The organism is Pantoea sp. ARC270, assembly GCF_003236725.1.
Classification (GTDB): domain Bacteria; phylum Pseudomonadota; class Gammaproteobacteria; order Enterobacterales; family Enterobacteriaceae; genus Pantoea; species Pantoea anthophila.
In genome coordinates this window covers 154,458-173,223 of sequence record NZ_PUGA01000001.1, presented here as the reverse complement: position 1 = coordinate 173,223, position 18,766 = coordinate 154,458, and the positions used below count along the sequence as shown (strand labels likewise).

17 protein-coding genes are annotated in these 18,766 nt (G+C 58.6%); 10 read left to right on the top strand and 7 right to left on the bottom strand.

The window, feature by feature from the left end:
- Position 1 precedes the first annotated feature (1 nt).
- The gene (locus CKF42_RS00815) at positions 2–1,180 is read right to left on the bottom strand and encodes an FAD-binding oxidoreductase (protein WP_111207215.1); all 1,179 of its coding nucleotides are present in this window, start codon (positions 1,178–1,180) and stop codon (positions 2–4) included.
- A 93-nt stretch (positions 1,181–1,273) separates the two neighbouring features.
- Positions 1,274–2,503 (bottom strand): zinc metallochaperone GTPase ZigA, encoded by a 1,230-nt coding sequence (gene zigA / locus CKF42_RS00810; RefSeq protein ID WP_111207214.1) that lies wholly within the window; start codon positions 2,501–2,503, stop codon positions 1,274–1,276.
- A gap of 90 nt (positions 2,504–2,593) precedes the next feature.
- On the opposite strand from zigA, the gene CKF42_RS00805 reads away from it, so the two are divergent.
- On the top strand, positions 2,594–2,932 hold the full coding sequence (locus CKF42_RS00805; protein WP_111207213.1) for a hypothetical protein: 339 nt from the start codon (positions 2,594–2,596) through the stop codon (positions 2,930–2,932).
- On the opposite strand, the gene CKF42_RS00800 is transcribed toward CKF42_RS00805, so the two are convergent.
- Complete coding sequence (locus CKF42_RS00800; protein ID WP_046102838.1) at positions 2,933–3,481, bottom strand: helix-turn-helix domain-containing protein; 549 nt, start codon at positions 3,479–3,481, stop codon at positions 2,933–2,935.
- 111 nt (positions 3,482–3,592) lie between these two features.
- Between CKF42_RS00800 and CKF42_RS00795 the strand changes: the two genes are divergently transcribed.
- From CKF42_RS00795 to CKF42_RS00785, 3 genes are all read left to right on the top strand, one after another.
- Positions 3,593–4,261 (top strand): AzlC family ABC transporter permease, encoded by a 669-nt coding sequence (locus tag CKF42_RS00795; RefSeq protein WP_111207212.1) that lies wholly within the window; start codon positions 3,593–3,595, stop codon positions 4,259–4,261.
- Positions 4,258–4,581 carry an AzlD domain-containing protein gene (locus CKF42_RS00790; protein ID WP_058957249.1) on the top strand — a complete coding sequence of 108 codons (324 nt, stop codon included), beginning with the start codon at positions 4,258–4,260 and terminating at the stop codon, positions 4,579–4,581. Before CKF42_RS00795 ends, CKF42_RS00790 begins: the two co-directional genes overlap by 4 nt.
- 99 nt (positions 4,582–4,680) lie before the next feature.
- A complete protein-coding gene (locus CKF42_RS00785; protein ID WP_111207211.1) occupies positions 4,681–5,409 on the top strand; it encodes a DJ-1/PfpI family protein in 729 nt (242 codons plus the stop codon).
- Here CKF42_RS00785 and CKF42_RS00780 read toward each other — a convergent pair.
- From CKF42_RS00780 to CKF42_RS00770, 3 genes are read right to left on the bottom strand one after another with little or no spacing between them, the layout of a single operon-like run.
- Positions 5,359–6,324 (bottom strand): acyltransferase family protein, encoded by a 966-nt coding sequence (locus CKF42_RS00780; RefSeq protein ID WP_111207210.1) that lies wholly within the window; start codon positions 6,322–6,324, stop codon positions 5,359–5,361. The genes CKF42_RS00785 and CKF42_RS00780 overlap by 51 nt on opposite strands.
- A complete protein-coding gene (locus CKF42_RS00775) occupies positions 6,317–9,385 on the bottom strand; it encodes an efflux RND transporter permease subunit (protein WP_111207209.1) in 3,069 nt (1,022 codons plus the stop codon). The genes CKF42_RS00780 and CKF42_RS00775 overlap by 8 nt, the downstream gene beginning before the upstream one ends.
- Entirely contained in the window at positions 9,385–10,428 is a 1,044-nt protein-coding gene (locus CKF42_RS00770; protein ID WP_233501007.1) for an efflux RND transporter periplasmic adaptor subunit, read from the bottom strand. Before CKF42_RS00770 ends, CKF42_RS00775 begins: the two co-directional genes overlap by 1 nt.
- Between CKF42_RS00770 and CKF42_RS21140 the strand changes: the two genes are divergently transcribed.
- Both CKF42_RS21140 and CKF42_RS00765 read left to right on the top strand, forming a co-directional pair.
- Positions 10,349–10,774, top strand: coding sequence for a hypothetical protein (locus CKF42_RS21140; protein ID WP_233501015.1), 426 nt, complete (start codon positions 10,349–10,351; stop codon positions 10,772–10,774). The genes CKF42_RS00770 and CKF42_RS21140 overlap by 80 nt on opposite strands.
- 221 nt (positions 10,775–10,995) lie before the next feature.
- A complete protein-coding gene (locus CKF42_RS00765) occupies positions 10,996–13,716 on the top strand; it encodes a cation-transporting P-type ATPase (RefSeq protein ID WP_111207207.1) in 2,721 nt (906 codons plus the stop codon).
- On the opposite strand, the gene CKF42_RS00760 is transcribed toward CKF42_RS00765, so the two are convergent.
- A complete protein-coding gene (locus CKF42_RS00760; RefSeq protein WP_111207206.1) occupies positions 13,705–14,736 on the bottom strand; it encodes an AI-2E family transporter in 1,032 nt (343 codons plus the stop codon). The two genes, CKF42_RS00765 and CKF42_RS00760, sit on opposite strands and share 12 nt — an antisense overlap.
- A gap of 170 nt (positions 14,737–14,906) precedes the next feature.
- On the opposite strand from CKF42_RS00760, the gene CKF42_RS00755 reads away from it, so the two are divergent.
- The 4 genes from CKF42_RS00755 to CKF42_RS00740 all read left to right on the top strand — a co-directional run bounded on the left by CKF42_RS00755 (position 14,907) and on the right by CKF42_RS00740 (position 18,763).
- Positions 14,907–15,521: a TetR/AcrR family transcriptional regulator gene (locus CKF42_RS00755; protein WP_111207205.1), complete on the top strand. Its 615-nt coding sequence runs from the start codon at positions 14,907–14,909 to the stop codon at positions 15,519–15,521.
- A 51-nt stretch (positions 15,522–15,572) separates the two neighbouring features.
- On the top strand, positions 15,573–16,469 hold the full coding sequence (locus CKF42_RS00750) for an alpha/beta fold hydrolase (protein ID WP_111207204.1): 897 nt from the start codon (positions 15,573–15,575) through the stop codon (positions 16,467–16,469).
- Positions 16,470–16,710: 241 nt separating this feature from the next.
- Positions 16,711–17,901: a M20 family metallopeptidase gene (locus tag CKF42_RS00745; RefSeq protein ID WP_111207203.1), complete on the top strand. Its 1,191-nt coding sequence runs from the start codon at positions 16,711–16,713 to the stop codon at positions 17,899–17,901.
- 13 nt (positions 17,902–17,914) lie between these two features.
- On the top strand, positions 17,915–18,763 hold the full coding sequence (locus CKF42_RS00740; RefSeq protein ID WP_181405368.1) for a transporter substrate-binding domain-containing protein: 849 nt from the start codon (positions 17,915–17,917) through the stop codon (positions 18,761–18,763).
- Positions 18,764–18,766: the final 3 nt, after the last annotated feature.

The window sequence follows — 18,766 nt, the reverse complement described above, 5'->3', positions numbered from 1 at the left end:
GTTACTGTGCAGCCGGAAGATAGGCAGGTGCGGGTCTGGAACCCGCTCTGAGCGGACGCAGCAGCCGATGCGGAGCAAAAGCACTCAGCATCGGTGAAGCTGTTCCGCTCAGCATCGCCTCTGCCACCAGTCTGCCCAGCAACGGGGCAAGGGTCATCCCGCTATGGCTGACCATCAGGTAGACACGTGAAGCATCACTGATATACCCCAGCGCAGGCAGTCCATCGGACGGCCGCGACCGCTGTCCCGTTTCTATCCGCTCAATCCTCGCGCCCTCACACTGCCTGAAAAGCCGCTGCAGGCGTCGCAGCATCTCTTTTCCAATCAGCCCATCAGGAGAAGCCGGACGGGCCGGATCGGCGTGCTGATCCAGATCCAGTGCCTGCAGCATCAGACGACCCGCACCATCCGGGCGCACATTCAGTTCCGGCGTAATCAGATTGCAGTTGAGCGAGACAGGTAACGGCTGCGTCTGTGCCAGAAAACTGCAGGCAACAGGATCGGCCCGGTTCGCATCGGTCATCGCCAGTTGCAGCCCGCACTGGCTCATCAGTTCCGGGGCCCAGCGGCCGCAGGCCAGCACCAGCTGATCCCCCTGCCAGGTTTCACCGCTGGCCAGGGTCAGCTGAACATCACGGTCTGATTCGGTCAGCGTGGTCACCTCATTGTTGCAGACCAGCTGGCCACCACTGGCCCGCAGGTCGGCTATCAGAGAGGCGATAAACAGGCTCGGATAGAGCAGGCATTCCGAAGGAAAAAACCATCCCTGCTGAACGCGGGGATCGAGTCGAAGCTCCGGCAGTGCGCTCAGCAGCGCGGCACGATCGCGGGTTTCGACGGGATAGTGCAGGGCAGAGAGTTTCGCGGCTCGCTGCTCCAGCTGACGCTGAGTGGCTTCATCGCTCGCCCACTCCAGCGTACCGGTTTCCAGCAGCCACTGTGGCGATGACGGGTGTGCAGCCTGCCAGCGCTTGTGTTCGTCAATCGCAGCGGCATTAAGCTCATGGTAACGGGCGGGATCTTTGCCGTTGGCGTTAACCCAGGCATAGCTGATCTGGCTGGTGCCGCAGCCGGGAAGGTTTTTATCAAAGACCGTCACCTGCGCGCCGCGGCAGGAGAGCGACTGCGCAACGGCTAAACCCAGCACGCCGGCACCGATAACGGCAATACGTTGTGGCATAGTTGGCTTCCCCGGAATGAAGATCGGCGGGCGAGGGTCGCCCGCCGGATCAGTCCACTATTACGGAGCCTGGAAGTGCCGTCAACTCTCCTGTCAGGCCGTCACCTCATCAAACCAGGCGGGCACCGGATCGGGCAGGGTGACCCACAGCTCCGGTCCCATCGCCATCTCCTCAGGGGTCAGCAGCGCCTGTTCCAGCGCGTCCCGTATATGTGTCTCGTCCATCTCAATACCGATAAAGACCAGCTCCTGACGTGCATCCCCGGCGCCTTCCTGCCACTGTTCAGCAATGAAGTTAAGGGTGTCAGCATCCTGCGGCCAGTCGGATCGTGGCACGCTGGCCCACCAGCGTCCGGCGTAACCCTGGCGCGCTACCGCGCCCGCCTGTGACCAGAGCGCCGCATAACCCGGCCGGCTGGCGAGCCAGAAATACCCTTTAGAGCGGATCACGCCCTCCAGCTGGTGATTGACCACCTGCCAGAAGCGCGCCGGATGAAAAGGACGACGGGCGCGCCAGGCAAAACTGCGAATACCGTACTCTTCTGATTCCGGCTGATGCTCACCGCGCAGCGTCTGCAGCCAGCCGGGAGCCTGCGCGGCCCGGTCGAAATCGAACCGGCCGGTGCTGAGCAGCGTCGCCAGCGGAACCTGCCCGAATTCGCTGTTTACGATGCGGGCATGGGGATTGAGGGCCCGCAGCATGCCCTGCAGCTGATGCAGCTCCGCCGGGCTGAGCAGATCCGTTTTGTTCAGCACCAGCAGATCACAGAACTCGATCTGATCCACCAGCAAATCCACCACCGCGCGCTCATCCTGCGCGCCCAGCGACTCGCCGCGCGACTGCAGATCGTCCACCGAACGGTAGTCGCGCAGGAAGTTAAAGCCATCCACTACGGTGATCATACTGTCCAGCCGGGCATAGGCGGAGAGGCTTTCGCCCTCTTCATCCTCGAACGTAAAGGTTTCCGCCACGGGCAGCGGCTCCGAAATACCGGTGGATTCAATCACAAGATGGTCAAAACGTCCCGCCTGAGCCAGCCTTTTTACCTCTACCAGCAGATCTTCACGCAGCGTGCAGCAGATGCAGCCGTTACTCATTTCAACCAGTTTTTCATCGGTGCGCGACAGCTGCGCACCGCCGTTACGCACCAGGGCCGCGTCAATATTCACTTCAGACATATCATTGACGATGACCGCGATGCGGCGTCCTTCCCGGTTGTTGAGAATATGGTTAAGCAGGGTGGTTTTACCGGCACCGAGAAAGCCGGAGAGAACCGCAACGGGGAGACGCGGATCTTCTGATGTCAGGTTGGAAAGTGGCATAGTATTACCTGTAACGAGTGACCAATAGATATGTTATAACATAACATTTATGGCGCTGTTTTCAACCGGGACGCAAAAAAAGGAGACGTCATGCAACAACTCACGCTCGTTCCGCGTCTGATGCCTGAAGTCAGGCGTGGCGAAAAAACCTCGACGGTGCGCTGGCAGGAGGGCGAGATCGTCACCGGTCCGCTGAGGCTGGTCAATCAGCAGAATGCGGCGGACTCGGTGGTGGTGTGGGTGACGCGGATAGATACCCTGCGGTTATCCGATGTCGCCGCCGCACTGGGAAAGGAGGCAGAGTGGCCGGATGCGGTGCTGCTGGCGGGGATGCGTGAGCACTATCCGGCCATCACGCTGGCGTGTCAGGTGCAGCTGATTACCCACCTGACGCCCGAACAGAGTCAGCCTCTCCTGACCGGAGGGTGATCAGTGATTCTCAATAATCATCATCGCCAGCGTATCCGCTTCCAGTGCGCGGAAAAGATGAGGTTCGTCACCCGGATAGGTAATGTAATCCCCGACGTTCAGTTCGACCGCCGTATCGACCGGCCCGACCAGCGCCCGGCCGCGGGCAATAATAATATGCTCGACCGTATTGGGATTATGCGGATGTGAAACGCGCTCGCTGCCAGGCTGAACCTCCAGCAGGTAGATATCACGCCGGGCACCGGGAGGACAGGAAGCCAGTAAAATGGCCTGATAATCGGCCAGCTCAGCGGTCACTGACAGGCCTTCTCCTCGGCGGATCACCTGCAGCTGACGGGTGTCCGGCTCCATCAGGCGCGAAAAGGGGATGTTCAGCGTCACGCAGAGTGACCACAACGTTTCAATGCCGGGATTGCCCACACCGGCCTCCAGCTGTGACAGGGTCGATTTGGCAATCCCGGCACGGCGTGCCACTTCGGCCAGCGACAGGCCTGCCCGCTGACGTTCCCGCACTAATGCACTGGCGATAATGCTGATAGGGGTATTCACTTGCACTCCTGACAGATGCACTGTTTTTTATATCGAACGAAACGTTCGACTTGTAAATCGATTATAACGTGTTCATTATATCGGATTATATGTTCATTACGAGAGGGAGTGATGCTTTTTCCGCACATGCAGGTTCTGGACAAGGGGGTGATCAAAGCGATCTTTCTTGTCTGCGTCGCTGACGGTATTGTCGGTTTATCCTATGGCTCGCTGGCGTCTGCCGACGGATTCCCGCTCTGGGTGCCGCTGGCCCTCTCAACGCTGGTGCTGGCGGGGGCGTCAGAATTTCTGTTCATCGGCATCGTAGCCGGCGGAGGCAGTCCCTTTACCGCCGCCGCGGCGGGCCTGCTGGTGAATGCGCGTCATCTGCCGTTTGGCATCGCGGTCAAAGATTTGGTGGGTCAGGGACCACAGGGCTGGTTTGGCTGTCACATCATGAATGATGAAAGCGTGGTCTTTGGCATCTCTCAGCCGCAGCTGGCTCAGCGGCGCTGCGCATTCTGGCTGTGCGGCATCGGTATCGGGCTGATCTGGCCGACCACCGTGATGACCGGGGCGATGATTGGTCAGTTCATCCCCGATATTTCGGTCATCGGGCTGGATGCGGTGTTTCCGGCGATTCTTATCGCTCTGATCTTCCCGGCGCTGCGGCAGCGACGCACCCGGATCCCCGCCACCGTTGGCGCGCTGCTGTCACTGGTGGCGACGCCGCTGGTACCGGCAGGCATGCCGGTGCTGTTTTCGCTGCTTGGCCTGCTGACATGGAGATCGCGCAAATGACGCATCAGGGAACCCTCATCGCAGGCATCGCCCTGCTGGCCGCCGGCACCTGGCTGATGCGGTTTGCCGGTGTCAGACTGGGCAACCGTCTTCCTATCAGTGAGCGCTCACAGCAGATGCTCTCCGATGCTGCAACCATCCTGCTGCTGGCGGTGGCGGCGACCACGACGCTGTTTGAAGGTCACCATTTTGCCGGGGTGGCCCGGGTAGCCGGAGTCGGCTTTGCCCTGCTGCTGGCCTGGCGTCGGGCACCGCTGATTATGATTATTCTCGGCGCGGCGGCGATGACGGCGCTGCTGCGGTTTCTCGGTGTGCCCTGACTACGCGGGACTCCTCAGACCGAAAAAAGGGGCGGGACGTTGTATTCGGGTCTGGGATCACGGCATGATGATCCCTTATCTCCTGACAGGAAGTTTTCTATGCCTCGTCCGTTACAGATAGGTCTGCTGCTGTTCCCCGAACTCACCCAGCTTGATTTAACCGGTCCCTGGGAAGTCTTTGCGCGCACGCCCGGCGTGGCGTGCCATCTGATCTGGAAGGATACTCAGCCGGTGCGATCCGATCGTGGCCTGGCGATTGTACCGACCACCACCTTTGAAGCCTGCCCGCCACTGGATGTGATTTTTGTGCCCGGCGGGCCGGGCCAGATTGCGTTGATGTCGGACACGGAAACGCTGGACTTCCTCCGGAAGCGAGCCGGTGAGGCGCAGTGGGTCACCTCGGTCTGCACCGGTTCGCTGGTGCTGGGGGCCGCCGGATTGTTACAGGGCTACCGGGCCACCTCACACTGGAGTTCCCTCGATCAGCTGGCTCTGCTGGGTGCGCAGCCGGTGAGTGAGCGGGTGGTACGGGACCGCAATCGCATCACCGGGGCAGGCGTGACCTCCGGCATCGATTTTGCCCTGACGCTGGTGGCGGAGATTGCAGATGACGCGACAGCCAGAGCGATTCAGCTGCAGATGGAATACGATCCTGCGCCGCCCTATAACAGCGGTTCTCCGCAGAGTGCTCCCCCTCAGGAAGTCGAAGCAGCCCGGACGAAGATGGCGACGTTTATCGCCACTCGCCGTGCGGCCACCGAAGCGGCAGCAGCGCGGCTACAGGCTGATCAGTTTGCGCACGCCGGGGATACGCAGCAGCAGCAGTGACACTGTCATGCTGAATATCAGGGTCAGGGCGATAACCAGCAGCTTATCGCCCAGCGTCTCGATGCGGATTGCTGCGGCCAGCAGTCCAAAAATCAGATAGTGCAGGATGTAAACACCCGTCATGGTTTTTCCCAGTGTGGTCAGCAGCGGCGTCACCCACCGGGCGCGCGCCGGCAGCCGGATGGCGTTGATGCTGATGACGATCAGCACCACCAGCAGATAAACCTGTGAACCGGTCAGCAGCACCTCGTTGCTGGTCGCCAGGAAGCGCGCAATAAAGTAGTACCGCTCGTAGAGCCAGGTAAACAGGTAGACCGCAGGCAGCAGCAGCAGGCTGGTTTTTATCACCCGCGGTGAGGTGAAAAAAGGCATGACGGCGGGCGCGGCCATCAGCCGGCCCGACAGGTAGTAGAGCACCCATGTCCAGATGCGATACTGCGGCGGCAGCGATAAAAAGCGCCTCTCCGGGGAGAGACTGGCAAGCAGATCATAGGTAAACGCGAAAATCAGCAGCAGAAAAATGAGTGACGCCATCACGCCCGGCCGCCGGACCAGCCGGTCGATCAGGGGATGCGACACATAAATCACGATCAGCGCGATCACAAACCACGGCTGAATCAGATACCCCTTGTGGTGCATCCCGGCAAGCCAGAAAAAGCTGAACCAGAAGAGAAAGATCAGCAGAATGCGGCGAATCCTGCCGAGCTGCCACGCAGGGGTAGGCTGCTCACCCGCATCCATATAGCCGCTGAGCAGAAAATAGAGCGGCGTGGCGATGGTGGAGACGAAGCTCAGCACGTTGAGCGTCAGGCTGACATCGTAATAGTACCGGTCGTAACTCTGATAAAGCGTAAAAAACGACACCGCCGCGATGCAGGCCAGCGTCTTCAGCATCGCCAGCCCGCTCTTATTCACCCTGCGCCTCCTGCTCCCCATCGTGGAAGCAGCGATACAATACCGGCAGCACCAGCAGCGTCAGCACGGTGGCGAACCCCAGGCCGAAGATAATCACCACCGCCATGCTCTGGAAAAAAACGTCGCGAAGCAGCGGCAGCAGACCCAGCACCGTAGTGAAGGCGGTCAGCAGAATAGGGCGCAGGCGTGACGTCGCGGCATCAGTAATCGCCTGCTGCAAGGGTTTCTCCTGGCGGAACAGCCGGATCTCTTCAATCAGCACGATCCCGTTGCGGATCAGCATACCCGACAGACTCAGCAGGCCAATCAGCGCCATAAAGCCAAACGGAATACCGGTAAGAAGAAAGCCACAGGTCACGCCAATCAAAGCCAGTGGTACCGTAATCCAGATAGCCACGGCGTCGCGCAGCGAGTTGAACATCAGCACGGTAATGATGAACATCGCCAGAAAGCCCACCGGCAGCGAACTGAGCAGGCCGCTCTGCGCTTCACGCGAGCTCTCCAGCTCGCCACCCCATTCCAGCCGGTAACCTGCGGGCAGTCTGAGCTGATCGATCTGCGGCCGGACCCGGGCCACCACCTGGGCTGCGGTCAGCCCCGAAGCCGGATCGGGATCGGTCTGAACGGTCAGCACGCGCGTCCGGTCACGACGCATAATCAGCGGATTTTCCCACGCCAGCCGGAAGTCAGCGATCACATTGCTCATCGGCACAAAGTGCTGGAGAGCGCTACTCCAGAGCTGGATATTCTCAATATGATCGACGCTCTGCCGCTCCTCATCGGCGGGGTAGAGCATCACCGGCATCAACCGCGAACCGTCACGGAAAAGGCCGACGGCGTCACCGCTGAAATTCATCCTCAGCGCCTGGTCAATATCCCGCTTATCGATGCCCAGCTCCTGCCCGCGCAGCACCGAATAGAGCGGGCGGAGCACCTTGCTGCGCTCCTGCCAGTCGTTACGAACCGGGAAGGCTGAGCCATCAGCTAGGAAAATCGCATCCAGCTGGCTGCCGATATGACGCAGGACTTCAGGATCGGGACCGATAACCCGCAGTGCAATCGCGCTGTCGCTGGCGCTGCCAAACTGGATGCGCTTAATGCGTGGCCTGACCTGCGGATAGTTCTGCTGGATAAACCTCTCGGTTTTCAGCGACAGCGCCTCCATCTGCCTGCCATCCTTCACCCGCACCATAATCTGGGCGAAGTTGCTGTACTGACGTGCGGCGTCATAGGTAAGCGTAAAGCGCAGCGCGCCCTGGCCGACGGTCGTTACCGTCGCCGCGACGTCCGGTTGCTGATTGATAAAACGCGCAATATCCGCTGCCGTCCCGGCGGTATAGTGGATATCGGTGCCGTAGGGCAGCCAGAGATCGGTAAAAAAGATCGGCGTGCCGGAGGAAGGAAAGAAGTTCTGCTTCACCAGGGTAAAGCCATACAGCGACAGGGCTAACAGTGCCACCATCACCGTCAGCGTCGTCAGGCGAAAACGCAGCAGACCACCCAGCGCCTTGCGATAGAGCCGGAAAACCATCCCCTGATAAGGCGCAGAGGCGGCGTTCTGCTCAGGCTGAATCGCACCCCGCCGCCGTTCACTCCAGTGGATAAAGACCGGGGTCAGGGTCAGCGCAGTTATCCAGCTCAGCATCAGGGAGATCAGCAGCACCTGAAACAGCGATTTGCAATATTCACCGGTGGAATCCTGCGACAGTCCAATCGGCGCAAAGGCAAGAATCGCGATGACCGTGGCACCCAGCAGCGGCAGGGCACTGCGACGCACCATGCGGGCAATGGCCTGTTGCAGAGGGCGGCCGCGCTGATGATCGATTTTTATTCCTTCCACCACCACGATGGCGTTATCCACCAGCATGCTGAGAGAAATAATCAGTGCACCCAGCGACACCCGCTGCAGCTCGAGGTTAAAAAGAAACATGATCAGAAGTGTACCGAGCACGTTAAGCGCCAGCGAGGCGGCAATCACCATGCCGCTGCGCAGGCCCATAAACAGCAGCAGCGTGCCCACCACGATGGCCAGCGCCATCAGAAAGTTGAGGATAAAGCCGTCGACCGACTGCCTGACTTCGTGCGCCTGGTTATAGAAAACCTTCAGGCTGATCCCCACGGGGGTGTCCTGCTGATCCTGCTCCAGCTGCGCGGTGAGGGCCTTGCCGACGTCGATCACATTGACGCCTGGCGCAAACGAAACGCCAATTGCCAGCGCCGCTTCCCCGTCAGCAAAGTAGAGATTGGCCGGATTATCGGTCACGCCGCGTGTCAGGGTCGCGATATCACGCAGATGGAGATTCTGCGGACTGCCGGCGGGCAGAAGGGGCAGATCGGCCAGATCGTCCAGCGTCACCAGCTCGCCGGTGGGATGAAAGCGGATCGACTCGCTCTCAACCCGCAGCGCACCGGCACTGGCAACGCCATTGTTGCGGCTCAGCAGGTCGGCCACGCGCTGCGGCGTTATGCCGTAAGCGGTCATTTTGCTGGTGGAGAGCGCGATGCGGATCTCCTCCTGCTCAACGCCTGCCACCGCCACTTTCGCCACACCGGGTACCAGCACCAGATCGCGGCGCAGCTGATCGGCGTAGTTGCGCAGCTCACTGTTGGTAAAATCTTTGGAGTGAATGACGAAGAAGTAGCCATAGACGTCGCCAAAGTCGTCGTTGACCAGCGGTGCCTGCACGCCAGGGGGAAACTGCCGGGCCGCATCGCCGACCCGGCGGCGCAGCTCATCCCAGATTTGCGGCAGCTGATCGGCCAGATAGCGGGGGTGAATATTCACGGTAATCTGCGACAGGCCGTTGCCTGAAATGGAGGTGACGTTGTCCAGATAAGGCAGGCGTTGCAGCGCATTTTCCAGCGGCAGCGTCACTTCCTCCTCCACCTGCTGCGCGGATGCGCCGGGATAGTGGGTGACAATCACCGCCGACTTAATGGTAAACAGTGGATCTTCGAGACGGCCAATGTTCAGCAGAGCATAGAGACCGCCCACGCCCAGCAGCAGAATGACCAGCCAGATGCGGACGGGCTTATCAAGAAAATGCGCCTGAATCCCCATTATAACCCCCGCTCACGTTGCCAGATGCGCACCGCTTCACCCTGGCGCAGCTCCCCCACACCGGCGGCGACAATACGGTCGCCCGGCTTCAGCCCGCTCAGGATCTCAATGCCCTGAGCGGTGAGGCGGCCCGTGGTGACCGGCCTGTCAGTGACGCGTAAGCCGTCGCCCGCTTCGTCGACCAGCCAGACGTGCGGTTGATTCGTCGGGCTGCGGTCCGGATTGAACACGGCGGCCACCGGCACCACCAGCCGCGGCTGGGCGGCGGCAGTCGGCAGATTATGCAGCCTGACGCGAACCGAGCCGCTGAAGCCGCTGACGCCCGGCAGATCGGCCGGACGCGGCATGGTCAGCACCACCTGCCAGGTCAGCGTCGCGGCGTTGGTCTGGCTGGTGTGCTCTTTGTACTGCGCGGTAAAAATGCGACCCGGCAGGGCGTTAAACTGCACTTCGGGCTGATAGTGACGGTTCTGAACGTCCAGCGCGGAGAAGAGGGTTTCCGGCACGGTAAAGATAACGTCCAGCAGATCGGATCGCGTCAGCAGCGCAATGGGTTGCCCGGCGGCCACCACCTGATGATTTCGCGCCTGCACTTTTGCTATCACCCCGTCGAACGGCGCGCGCAGGGTAAGAAACTGCAACTCTTCCTGCGCGATTTTCAGGGCCGTCGCGGCGGTGTCGCGGTTCGCTCGCTGCACGTCCATCTCTGACTTCGACACGGCGCTGCGCTGCTCCAGCGTGCGGAAACGCTGAAACTGCCGCTCTGCCAGTTGCAGCGCCGTCTGCCGGTCCCGCACCCGCAGCTTCGCATCGGCATCGTTCAGGCTGGCAAGAACCTGTCCCGCTTTCACCGGGGTGCCATCCCGGATATCGAGCTGAATTAACTGGCCAGGCCGTTTAAAGGCGAGATCGGTATTATCTCCGGCCTGAATACGCGCAGGAAAGATCCGGATATTTTGCGCCATGTCCGAATCAAGCGTAAAAACTTTAACGACGCGGGGTGGCGGCGCTTCCGGTTCTTTTTTTTCATCGCACGCTGTCATAAAAAAACAGCAGAGAAAAACAGAGATAACTTTGCGTTTAATCATTGTCTTCGCCTTAGCTGCAGATATTTCACGGCGGCACGATAAACACGAAGGCGTGATTCGCCCTGATGCTTTTCGCAACCGGGATAAAATAAAATTTAATATTCACTGTCTGCGTCTGCGTCTGCGTCTGCCGCAACGGCAAAAGGTTTGTGAATCCGTTTTATGCCGCCAGCTGCCTCACCACCAGCCAGGTCAGGAGGCCTGTCAGCGTTGTGGCGGTGACCGCGAAAATAACGAAACCGCAAAGCATGATAATGCTCTGATTTTTCATCAGCGTTTCCTTTTTCAAGGCGAAATATAAGCCGAAGCACACTGCCTCAGATGACTTAAACCGTAGTTAAACGAAAAGCATCTTGTCATTCTCATAATATAAGTCAGATTTAATTTAGCCTGTTTATGTTATCCATCGGACGTTTCTTACCTAAATATGATATCGGTCATAACCGGCGGGCACGGCTTCCCGCAAAATGCGTGCCTTTAATTGCGCCTTTAATTCATCGCTAAATGGCACGAGGTTTATATATGCTAAATAATGATAAGCAGGATAAAGCATCAGCTTTATCTGAGCGCCCCTGGTATCAGCGCAGTGTGACAGAGATATTTTCTGATCTGAAAAGCTCGCCCGCCGGATTATCGACTGCCGAAGCCCAGGAACGTCTGCGGAAGCAGGGCCCGAACGCCCTGCCGCAAAAGGCTGACCAGTCTGCGCTGCTCAGATTCATCGCCCATTTTAAAGATGTGCTGATCTATATCCTGCTGGCGGCGGCGGTGATCACCGCGATGATGGGGCACTGGGTGGATACCTTTGTCATTATTGGCGTGGCCGTGATTAACGCCCTCATCGGCTTTGTTCAGGAGAACAATGCCGAGAAATCACTGAAAAGCATCCAGAATATGCTCGCCAGCGAAGCGATGCTGATTCGGGATGGCAAACAGGTTACGGTGCCGACGCGCGATATCGTGGTGGGTGACGTGGTCATGCTGCGGCCCGGCGATAAAATTCCGGCCGACCTGAGACTGTCTGAAGTGAATAACCTGCGGGTTGAAGAAGCCATTCTTACCGGCGAATCGACCGTGGTCTCAAAAAACAGCGATACGCTCAGCGGCGAAAAATCGCTGGGCGACCGACTGAATCTGGCCTTCTCCGGCACCACCGTCAGTTCCGGTACCGCATCAGGCGTGGTCATTGCCAGCGGCGGCGACACCGAACTGGGCCATATCAACGCGATGATCAGCGGCATCAGAGAGGCGAAAACCCCGCTGCTGGTGCAGATCGATAAACTTGGTAAGGCTATTTTTCTCATCATCCTGGCGATGATGGTGGTGCTGTTTATCTTTGGCTATCTGCTGCGGGATATCCCGCTGGGCGAACTGCTGCTCTCCGTGATCAGCCTCGCCGTTGCTACCGTGCCGGAAGGTCTGCCCGCCATTATCTCCATCATCCTGTCGCTGGGCGTCCAGTCGATGGCGCGATCTAATGCGATTATCCGGAAATTGCCGACCGTGGAAACGCTGGGCGCGATGTCCGTGATCTGCTCCGATAAAACCGGCACGCTGACCATGAATGAGATGACCGTGAAAGCGGTGGTGCTGGCGAAGAGCCGCTGGCGTGTCAGCGGCAACAGCTATGAACCCAAAGGGGAGATCGTGGCGGAGCAGGGCAGTGTGAATGCGGCGCAGGACCCCCTGTTCCAGCACTTCCTGCAGGCGGTCAATATCTGTAACGAGAGCCAGCTGCGTCAGGACAGTCAGGGACACTGGACCATCGTCGGTGGCCCGACTGAAGGGGCGCTCAAGGTGCTGGCGGCCAAAGGGCTGACGACCCCGCAGCCGGTGGAAGTGGTCAGCAAACTGCCGTTTGATTCCCTCTACAAATATATGTCCGTCAGCTGTGTGATTAATGGCGAATCCTGGGTGCTGCTGACCGGCGCGCCAGATGTCCTGCTAACGCTGTGCCAGCAGCAGCAGACCCCGGACGGCCCGCAACCGATTGATCGCGCATACTGGGATGCGGCCATTACCACCTACGCCAGTGAAGGGCTGCGCACCGTCGCTGCCGCCTGGAAGAAAACCGCCGCTCCCGTGACGTCGCTGGATCACGCCGATCTGAAAAGTGAGATGGTTCTGCTGGGGCTGGCCTGCATGATGGACCCGCCACGTCCGGAAGCCATTGCGGCCATTGATGAGTGCCAGAAAGCAGGCATCCGCGTCAAAATGATCACCGGCGACCATCAGGAAACGGCGATGGCGATTGGTCAGATGCTCGGGATCGGTAACAGCCAGGCCGCCATCACCGGTTATGAGCTGGAGCATATGAACGATGCCGAACTGGCAACGGCTGCAAAAACCTATGACATTTTTGCCCGCACCAGCCCGGAACATAAGCTGCGTCTGGTAAAAGCGCTGGAGGCGAGCGGGGAGATCGTCGGTATGACCGGCGACGGCGTGAACGATGCCCCCGCCCTGAAACAGGCTAACGTGGGCATTGCGATGGGCATCAAAGGCACGGAGGTCACCAAAGAGGCGGCCGATATGATTCTGGCTGACGATAACTTCGCCACCATCGCGGCGGCGATCAAAGAAGGGCGTCGGGTTTATGACAACCTGAAAAAGACCATTTTGTTTGTCATGCCAACCTGTATGGCACAGGGGCTGCTGATTATCATCGCGATTCTGATGGGTAATCTGCTGCCGTTAACGCCGGTTCAGATTCTGTGGATGAACATGGCGACCTCGGCCACGCTGTCATTTGGTCTGGCGTTTGAGCCTGCCGAAGCTAACGTGATGCGCCGGCCACCGCGCAATGTTAAGGCCCACGTTATGGATGTCTACGCCATCTGGCGCGTGGTCTTTGTCAGCCTGCTGATTGCGGTCAGTGCCTTTGTGCTGGAAGCCTGGCTGCAGCCGCGCGGCTATAGCCCGGAGTTTATCCGCACCGTGCTGCTGCAGATGCTGGTAACGGCGCAGTGGGTCTATATGCTGAACTGCCGTAACACCGATGGCTTCTCGCTGGATCGCGGTCTGCTGAAAAACCGGGGCCTCTGGCTCGTCACGCTGGTGCTGATTATCCTGCAGGCGATCATCATTTATGTGCCCCTGATGAACACGCTGTTTGGTACCCGCCCGCTGCCGATTAACTACTGGCTGATTTCGCTGCTGGTCGGCATCGCCATCTTTGCCGTGGTAGAGATTGAAAAACGTCTCACCCGCAGCTGGCGGGTGAAAACGCCGTCACTGCGTTAACTCAGAAATCGGGTCCTGCCGGGGATAACTCGCCAGCAGGACTTTTTTGATCAGAAAGGTCAACGGAATGGCCAGTATCCCGCCGGTAATCCCCAGCAGCGACTGCCAGAACAGAAAGGCCAGCAGCTGCGTGGTCAGTGCCAGATTCAGTCGCTTGCCAATCAGCAGCGGTTCAATCACCGAACTCAGACAGAGATTCAGCACCACAAAGAAGAGGGCTACCGCCAGCGCGACCTGCAGATCGAACAGGAGATAGCTCTGGATCACGGGCGGAATGGCCGCCAGAAACGAACCCAGCACCGGCACGTAGTTAAACATGAACATCAGCACGCCCCAGAAAAAGGCAAACTTCAGCCCGATCAGATGTGCGCCGGCACCCACGATCGCCCCACCCAGAATGCTGGTCAGGGTTTTCACCCGGGCATAAACAATGACGCTCTGAATCCCCTCATGTAACGCCAGATAAAAGGCCCGCTGTTCTCCCTGCATACGCCGTTGCAGCGCATTTTTCAGCAGCGGCATCTCATAGAGCATAAACAGCAGCATCAGGAACACCATAATCCACCAGGAGATCACGCCCGGGATCTGCGTCAGAAAGGCGGTGACGATACGTACTATCGCTCCCGCATCCACAAAGGCCAGTAATCTGTCGGGGGTGACCGCAATATCCAGCCGGGCAAAAGCCAGCGTCAGCTGATCCAGTCGGGCGGCCAGCAGCACCGGCGCCTGACGACTGAGCTGCATCAAATCCGGTGTCAGCACCGAGAGTTTCAGGGTAGTGATGACCATGATAAACAGCATCAGGCTGATCACCAGCAGTGACGAGACGATGCGGGGGATGCGCTTTTTATCCAGCCGGGTAATCAACGGGTCAAGCATGATAGCCAGCAGCATCGCCAGCAGAACCTGGTTGATGAGCGGAGCGGCCAGATAGAGGCCTGTCAGAATAAGGGTCAGGCAGGCGAGCATAAACAGCACGCGTGCCAGCGGTGACCCGGGAGTGAACCAGCGTAGTCCCATGATGGGGCTCCTTCAGCTAACAGAAGCAGCAGTATAGATGAGGCGTCAGCCTGACTGCTTTGCGTCAGGTCAGGGGTGAGAGGCCCTCCACAGGCGGATGAGAAAGGGTGTTAAAAAAGCTTTGCCCGCAAAGTTAAAACGGCTATCTTAAAGGAAATGATCATTTCCTAATGGAATCGACGATGAATAACAACCCCCATCACGAGCGGGGACGACCCCGGGCATTCGATACGGATGCCGCACTGGACAGGGCGATGCTGCTGTTCCGGCAGAAGGGGTATCACGCGACGTCAGTCGGCGATCTCGGGCAGGCGATGCAGCTGACCACCGGCAGCATCTATAAGGCCTTTACCGACAAGCGCACGCTGTTTGCAACCGTCTTTGCCCGCTATCTCTCACTGCGCAACAGCAGTCTGGCCGCGCGGCTGGCCGAATGTGAAACGGGCCGGGAGAAGCTGGCGGCGCTGCTGCGTTTTTATGTCGATTCCGTGCGCGATGTTGAAGGTGAGCGCGGCTGTCTGGTCGCGGTCAGTGCCGTTGAGCTGCACACCCTGGATGAGGAGCTGGCTGATGCGGTCAGCGCCGCCCTGCTGCGCAATCAGCAAAATCTGCAGCAGCTTATCCGTCTGGGTCAGCAGGATGGCTCAGTCAACCCGTCACTGGAGTGTGACTCCACCGCCTCACTGCTGCTCTGTCTGGTGCTGGGCATGCGGGTGGCGGGCAAAGTGGCGGCCACCCGGCCCGATGCCAGCATCATTCCGCTGGCGCTGAAAATCGTCGACTGAATTTTTTTGCTCATTAAGGAAATGATCGTTTCCTTATTATCAGGAGGTTTTATGCACGCTTTTGCTCCCTATCAGCACCATTTTGTCCGGACAGATTCACAGCGGCTGCACTACCTTAGCGCAGGCCATGCGCAGGCAGAAACTGTGGTGCTGCTCGCCGGATTTCCGCAGAGCAGCTTCGCCTGGCGGGAGGTGATCCCCCGTCTGGCGAGCCGTTTTCAGGTGATTGCACCTGACCTGCCTGGCCAGGGGGATTCAGACTTTCCGCCCGATGGCTATGACACCGACAGCGTGGCGCAGCATATCGTGGCGCTGCTGGATCAGCTGGGCATCCAGCGCTTTCATCTGGTCGGGCATGATATTGGTGCCTGGGTCGCGTGGGCGCTGGCCGCGGGCTTCAGGGAAAGGGTCAGCTCTCTTGCGCTGCTGGATGGCGGCATACCCGGTGTTACCCTGCCGGATTCATTGCCTGTCACGGGTGAAAACGCCGCTAAAATCTGGCACTTCGCCTTTCATGGCCTGAATGATCTGCCGGAAGCGCTGATTGCGGGCAGAGAGGCGATCTACCTGGAGTGGTTTTTTAACCGTAAGGCCGCGAATCCGCATCATATTAATGCGGCGGCGCGTCGTGAATATCTGCGCATCTTCCAGCAGCCCGGCGCGCTGCGCGCCGGACTGGCTTTCTACCGTTCGTTTGAGCGCTCTGCAGAGCAGAATCGCCAGCGCGCGTTAAAAGGGAAACTGGAGATACCGCTGCTGGCAGTCAGTGCCGATCAGGGGTCGATACCGGATATGGCCACACCGTTACGCGCGGTGGCACAGCCGGTTTACAGTGAAAATATTCTCAACTGTGGCCACTTTATTCCCGACGAACAGCCGGAGAAATTAGCGGAAATACTCTCACTCTTTTTTATGCGGCATCCGGATAAGCCGGAACGGATAAATTAACATCAGGGAAAGTAATGTTGCGAACTGGATTATTAATATTATTACTTATCCACGACTCTCTCATACGGCTTTCCAATAAATAGTTCTATCTTATTGATTTATATTAATTCCTGAAGGCGCATTACGCGTTGCTTTCTGTCACGTGCTGTGAATAAATAAACGGTCATCACCATCCTGTATCAGGATGAAATAAAAATAAGGACCGGCATAGGCATGCCGGTCTGCTATTGCCGGGGCGGCTATGAATCAGGAAAAAGCACGACTGGCCGGGGAAATAAAAGCCAGAGTCAATGAACTTGAATCGCAGTTGGTTGCGATTCGCCGTGATATCCATGCGCATCCGGAATTAGGCTTTGATACGCTGCGCACTGCCCAGGTGGTGACCGACTACCTGCGGGCTCAGGGTCTGGACCCGCAAACCGGCGTCGGCCGCAGCGGCGTTGTTGTAGATATTGTGGGCGCAGAGCCTGGAAAGACGCTGCTGTTGCGCGCTGACATGGATGCGCTGCCCATCCATGAGCAGACGGGTCTGCCGTTTGCCAGCCGCTATCCCGGCAGGATGCACGCCTGTGGTCACGATATTCACACCGCGACGATGCTGGGTGTGGCTACACTCCTGCTGCACTATCGACAGCAACTGAAAGGCCGCGTCCGGCTGATCTTCCAGCCCGCAGAAGAGACGCCTGAGAGCGGTGCCGCAGCGATGATCGCCGATGGCGCAGCAGACGGCGTCGACTGGGCGATAACCCTGCATAACAAGCCTGAACTGACCGCGGGTGAGATTGCGCTGACCCGCGGCGCCAGCACCGCCTCCAGTGACGAGTTTGATGTCACGGTGCAGGGCGTTTCGACCCACGCGGCGCGTCCGCACATGGGCACCGATCCGATCATCGCCACCGTGCATCTCATCAGCCAGTTACAGAGCATCATTTCGCGTGAACGCGATCCGGCGCACTCTGCCGTGTTAACCATCGGACACATTGAGGGCGGCACCACCCACAACATCATTCCTGACAGCTGCCTGTTCCAGGGCACCATCCGGACCAAATCTCCCGAGGTGCGTGCTGCTATGGAAGCCTCGTTTAAACGGATGTGTGAAGGCGTGGCGCTGGCGCAGAATGTGCGGGTTGAGGTGAATTTCCAGCGGGGTGTTCCGCCCCTGATGAATGACGATCGCCTGATTGACGCCCTGGAAGAGATTTTGTCTCATCAGTTCGGTAAAGCCATCATCGCTCAGCCGAGCGCCAGCTTTGGCGCCGAAGATTTTTCACTGTTTACGGAACGGGTACCGGGATGTCAGATCCATATCGGTTCGGCAACCCCGGGCCGTGACGATCACCTGCATAACTCCGACTATCAGCCGGATGAACGCAGTATTGCCGCCGGGACGCAGGCGCTGACCCGCCTTGCCATTGATTTACTCTCCGAATAATAAATGAGGTTTTATGATGATGCGTAACCGTCTGTTCACGGCTTCTATGACCGTGGCCCTGCTTGCCACGTCTGCATTCAGCCAGGCAAAAGATTTTGGCACCCTGAAATTTGCTACCGAAGCGGCTTATCCGCCGTTTAATCAGACCACCCCGAGCGGAAAAATCGTCGGCTATGAGCCCGATATGGTGGCGGAGCTGGCTAAGCGGGCAGGTTTCAAATATGAAATCATTGCCCAGAAATGGTCAGGCATGATCCCGGGCCTGATCGATGGCAAATATGATGCGGTGGTCGATGCGGTGACCGTGACGCCGAAACGGGCTGAGGCGATTGACTTCACCCATCAGTACACCGTCAGCGTCTCCAGCTTTGTCACCGCTAAAAACAGCCCGCTGGCCACGCTGCCAGGCAGTGGCACGGTGGTCACGGCCGATGATGACGCGGGCATGAAAAAAGCGATCGACGATCTGAAAACCACTTTCAAAGGCAAAACCATCGCGGTACAGGTCGCCACCATTCAGGCCGATTTCCTGCAGAAATACCTCGGCGATGTCGCCACCATCCGGACCTATCAGGCGGGTCCTGAAACCTTTGCTGACCTGATGAACGGGCGCGTTGACGCGGTAATGGCATCCCGCACCAACCTCAACGCCTTTGTGAAAAAGCATGCGGATGCGATCAGCAGCAGCGGCTACGGCTTCTCGGGTGGCGTACTGGGCGCGGGCTCGGCGATTGGCCTGCGCAAAGGCAACAGCGAGCTGCAGCAGGTGCTGAATCAGGCGCTGGAGTCGATGATCAAAGATGGCACGCTGAGCAAACTCTCAATCAAGTGGTTTGGCGAAGACGTCGCGCCAAAAGCGTAACCG

Excerpts from the sequence above, each read along its gene's own strand:
- CKF42_RS00790 (WP_058957249.1), top strand. The coding sequence starts at position 4,258 with ATGACGCATCAGGGAACCCTCATCGCAGGCATCGCCCTGCTGGCCGCC.
- CKF42_RS00750 (WP_111207204.1), top strand. The coding sequence starts at position 15,573 with ATGCACGCTTTTGCTCCCTATCAGCACCATTTTGTCCGGACAGATTCA.
- CKF42_RS00775 (WP_111207209.1), bottom strand. The coding sequence starts at position 9,385 with ATGGGGATTCAGGCGCATTTTCTTGATAAGCCCGTCCGCATCTGGCTG.
- CKF42_RS00740 (WP_181405368.1), top strand. The coding sequence starts at position 17,915 with ATGATGATGCGTAACCGTCTGTTCACGGCTTCTATGACCGTGGCCCTG.
- CKF42_RS00785 (WP_111207211.1), top strand. The coding sequence starts at position 4,681 with ATGCCTCGTCCGTTACAGATAGGTCTGCTGCTGTTCCCCGAACTCACC.
- CKF42_RS00795 (WP_111207212.1), top strand. The coding sequence starts at position 3,593 with ATGCTTTTTCCGCACATGCAGGTTCTGGACAAGGGGGTGATCAAAGCG.
- CKF42_RS00745 (WP_111207203.1), top strand. The coding sequence starts at position 16,711 with ATGAATCAGGAAAAAGCACGACTGGCCGGGGAAATAAAAGCCAGAGTC.
- CKF42_RS00770 (WP_233501007.1), bottom strand. The coding sequence starts at position 10,428 with ATGACAGCGTGCGATGAAAAAAAAGAACCGGAAGCGCCGCCACCCCGC.
- zigA (WP_111207214.1), bottom strand. The coding sequence starts at position 2,503 with ATGCCACTTTCCAACCTGACATCAGAAGATCCGCGTCTCCCCGTTGCG.
- CKF42_RS00805 (WP_111207213.1), top strand. The coding sequence starts at position 2,594 with ATGCAACAACTCACGCTCGTTCCGCGTCTGATGCCTGAAGTCAGGCGT.
- CKF42_RS00760 (WP_111207206.1), bottom strand. The coding sequence starts at position 14,736 with ATGGGACTACGCTGGTTCACTCCCGGGTCACCGCTGGCACGCGTGCTG.
- CKF42_RS00815 (WP_111207215.1), bottom strand. The coding sequence starts at position 1,180 with ATGCCACAACGTATTGCCGTTATCGGTGCCGGCGTGCTGGGTTTAGCC.
- CKF42_RS21140 (WP_233501015.1), top strand. The coding sequence starts at position 10,349 with ATGTCCGAATCAAGCGTAAAAACTTTAACGACGCGGGGTGGCGGCGCT.
- CKF42_RS00765 (WP_111207207.1), top strand. The coding sequence starts at position 10,996 with ATGCTAAATAATGATAAGCAGGATAAAGCATCAGCTTTATCTGAGCGC.
- CKF42_RS00755 (WP_111207205.1), top strand. The coding sequence starts at position 14,907 with ATGGAATCGACGATGAATAACAACCCCCATCACGAGCGGGGACGACCC.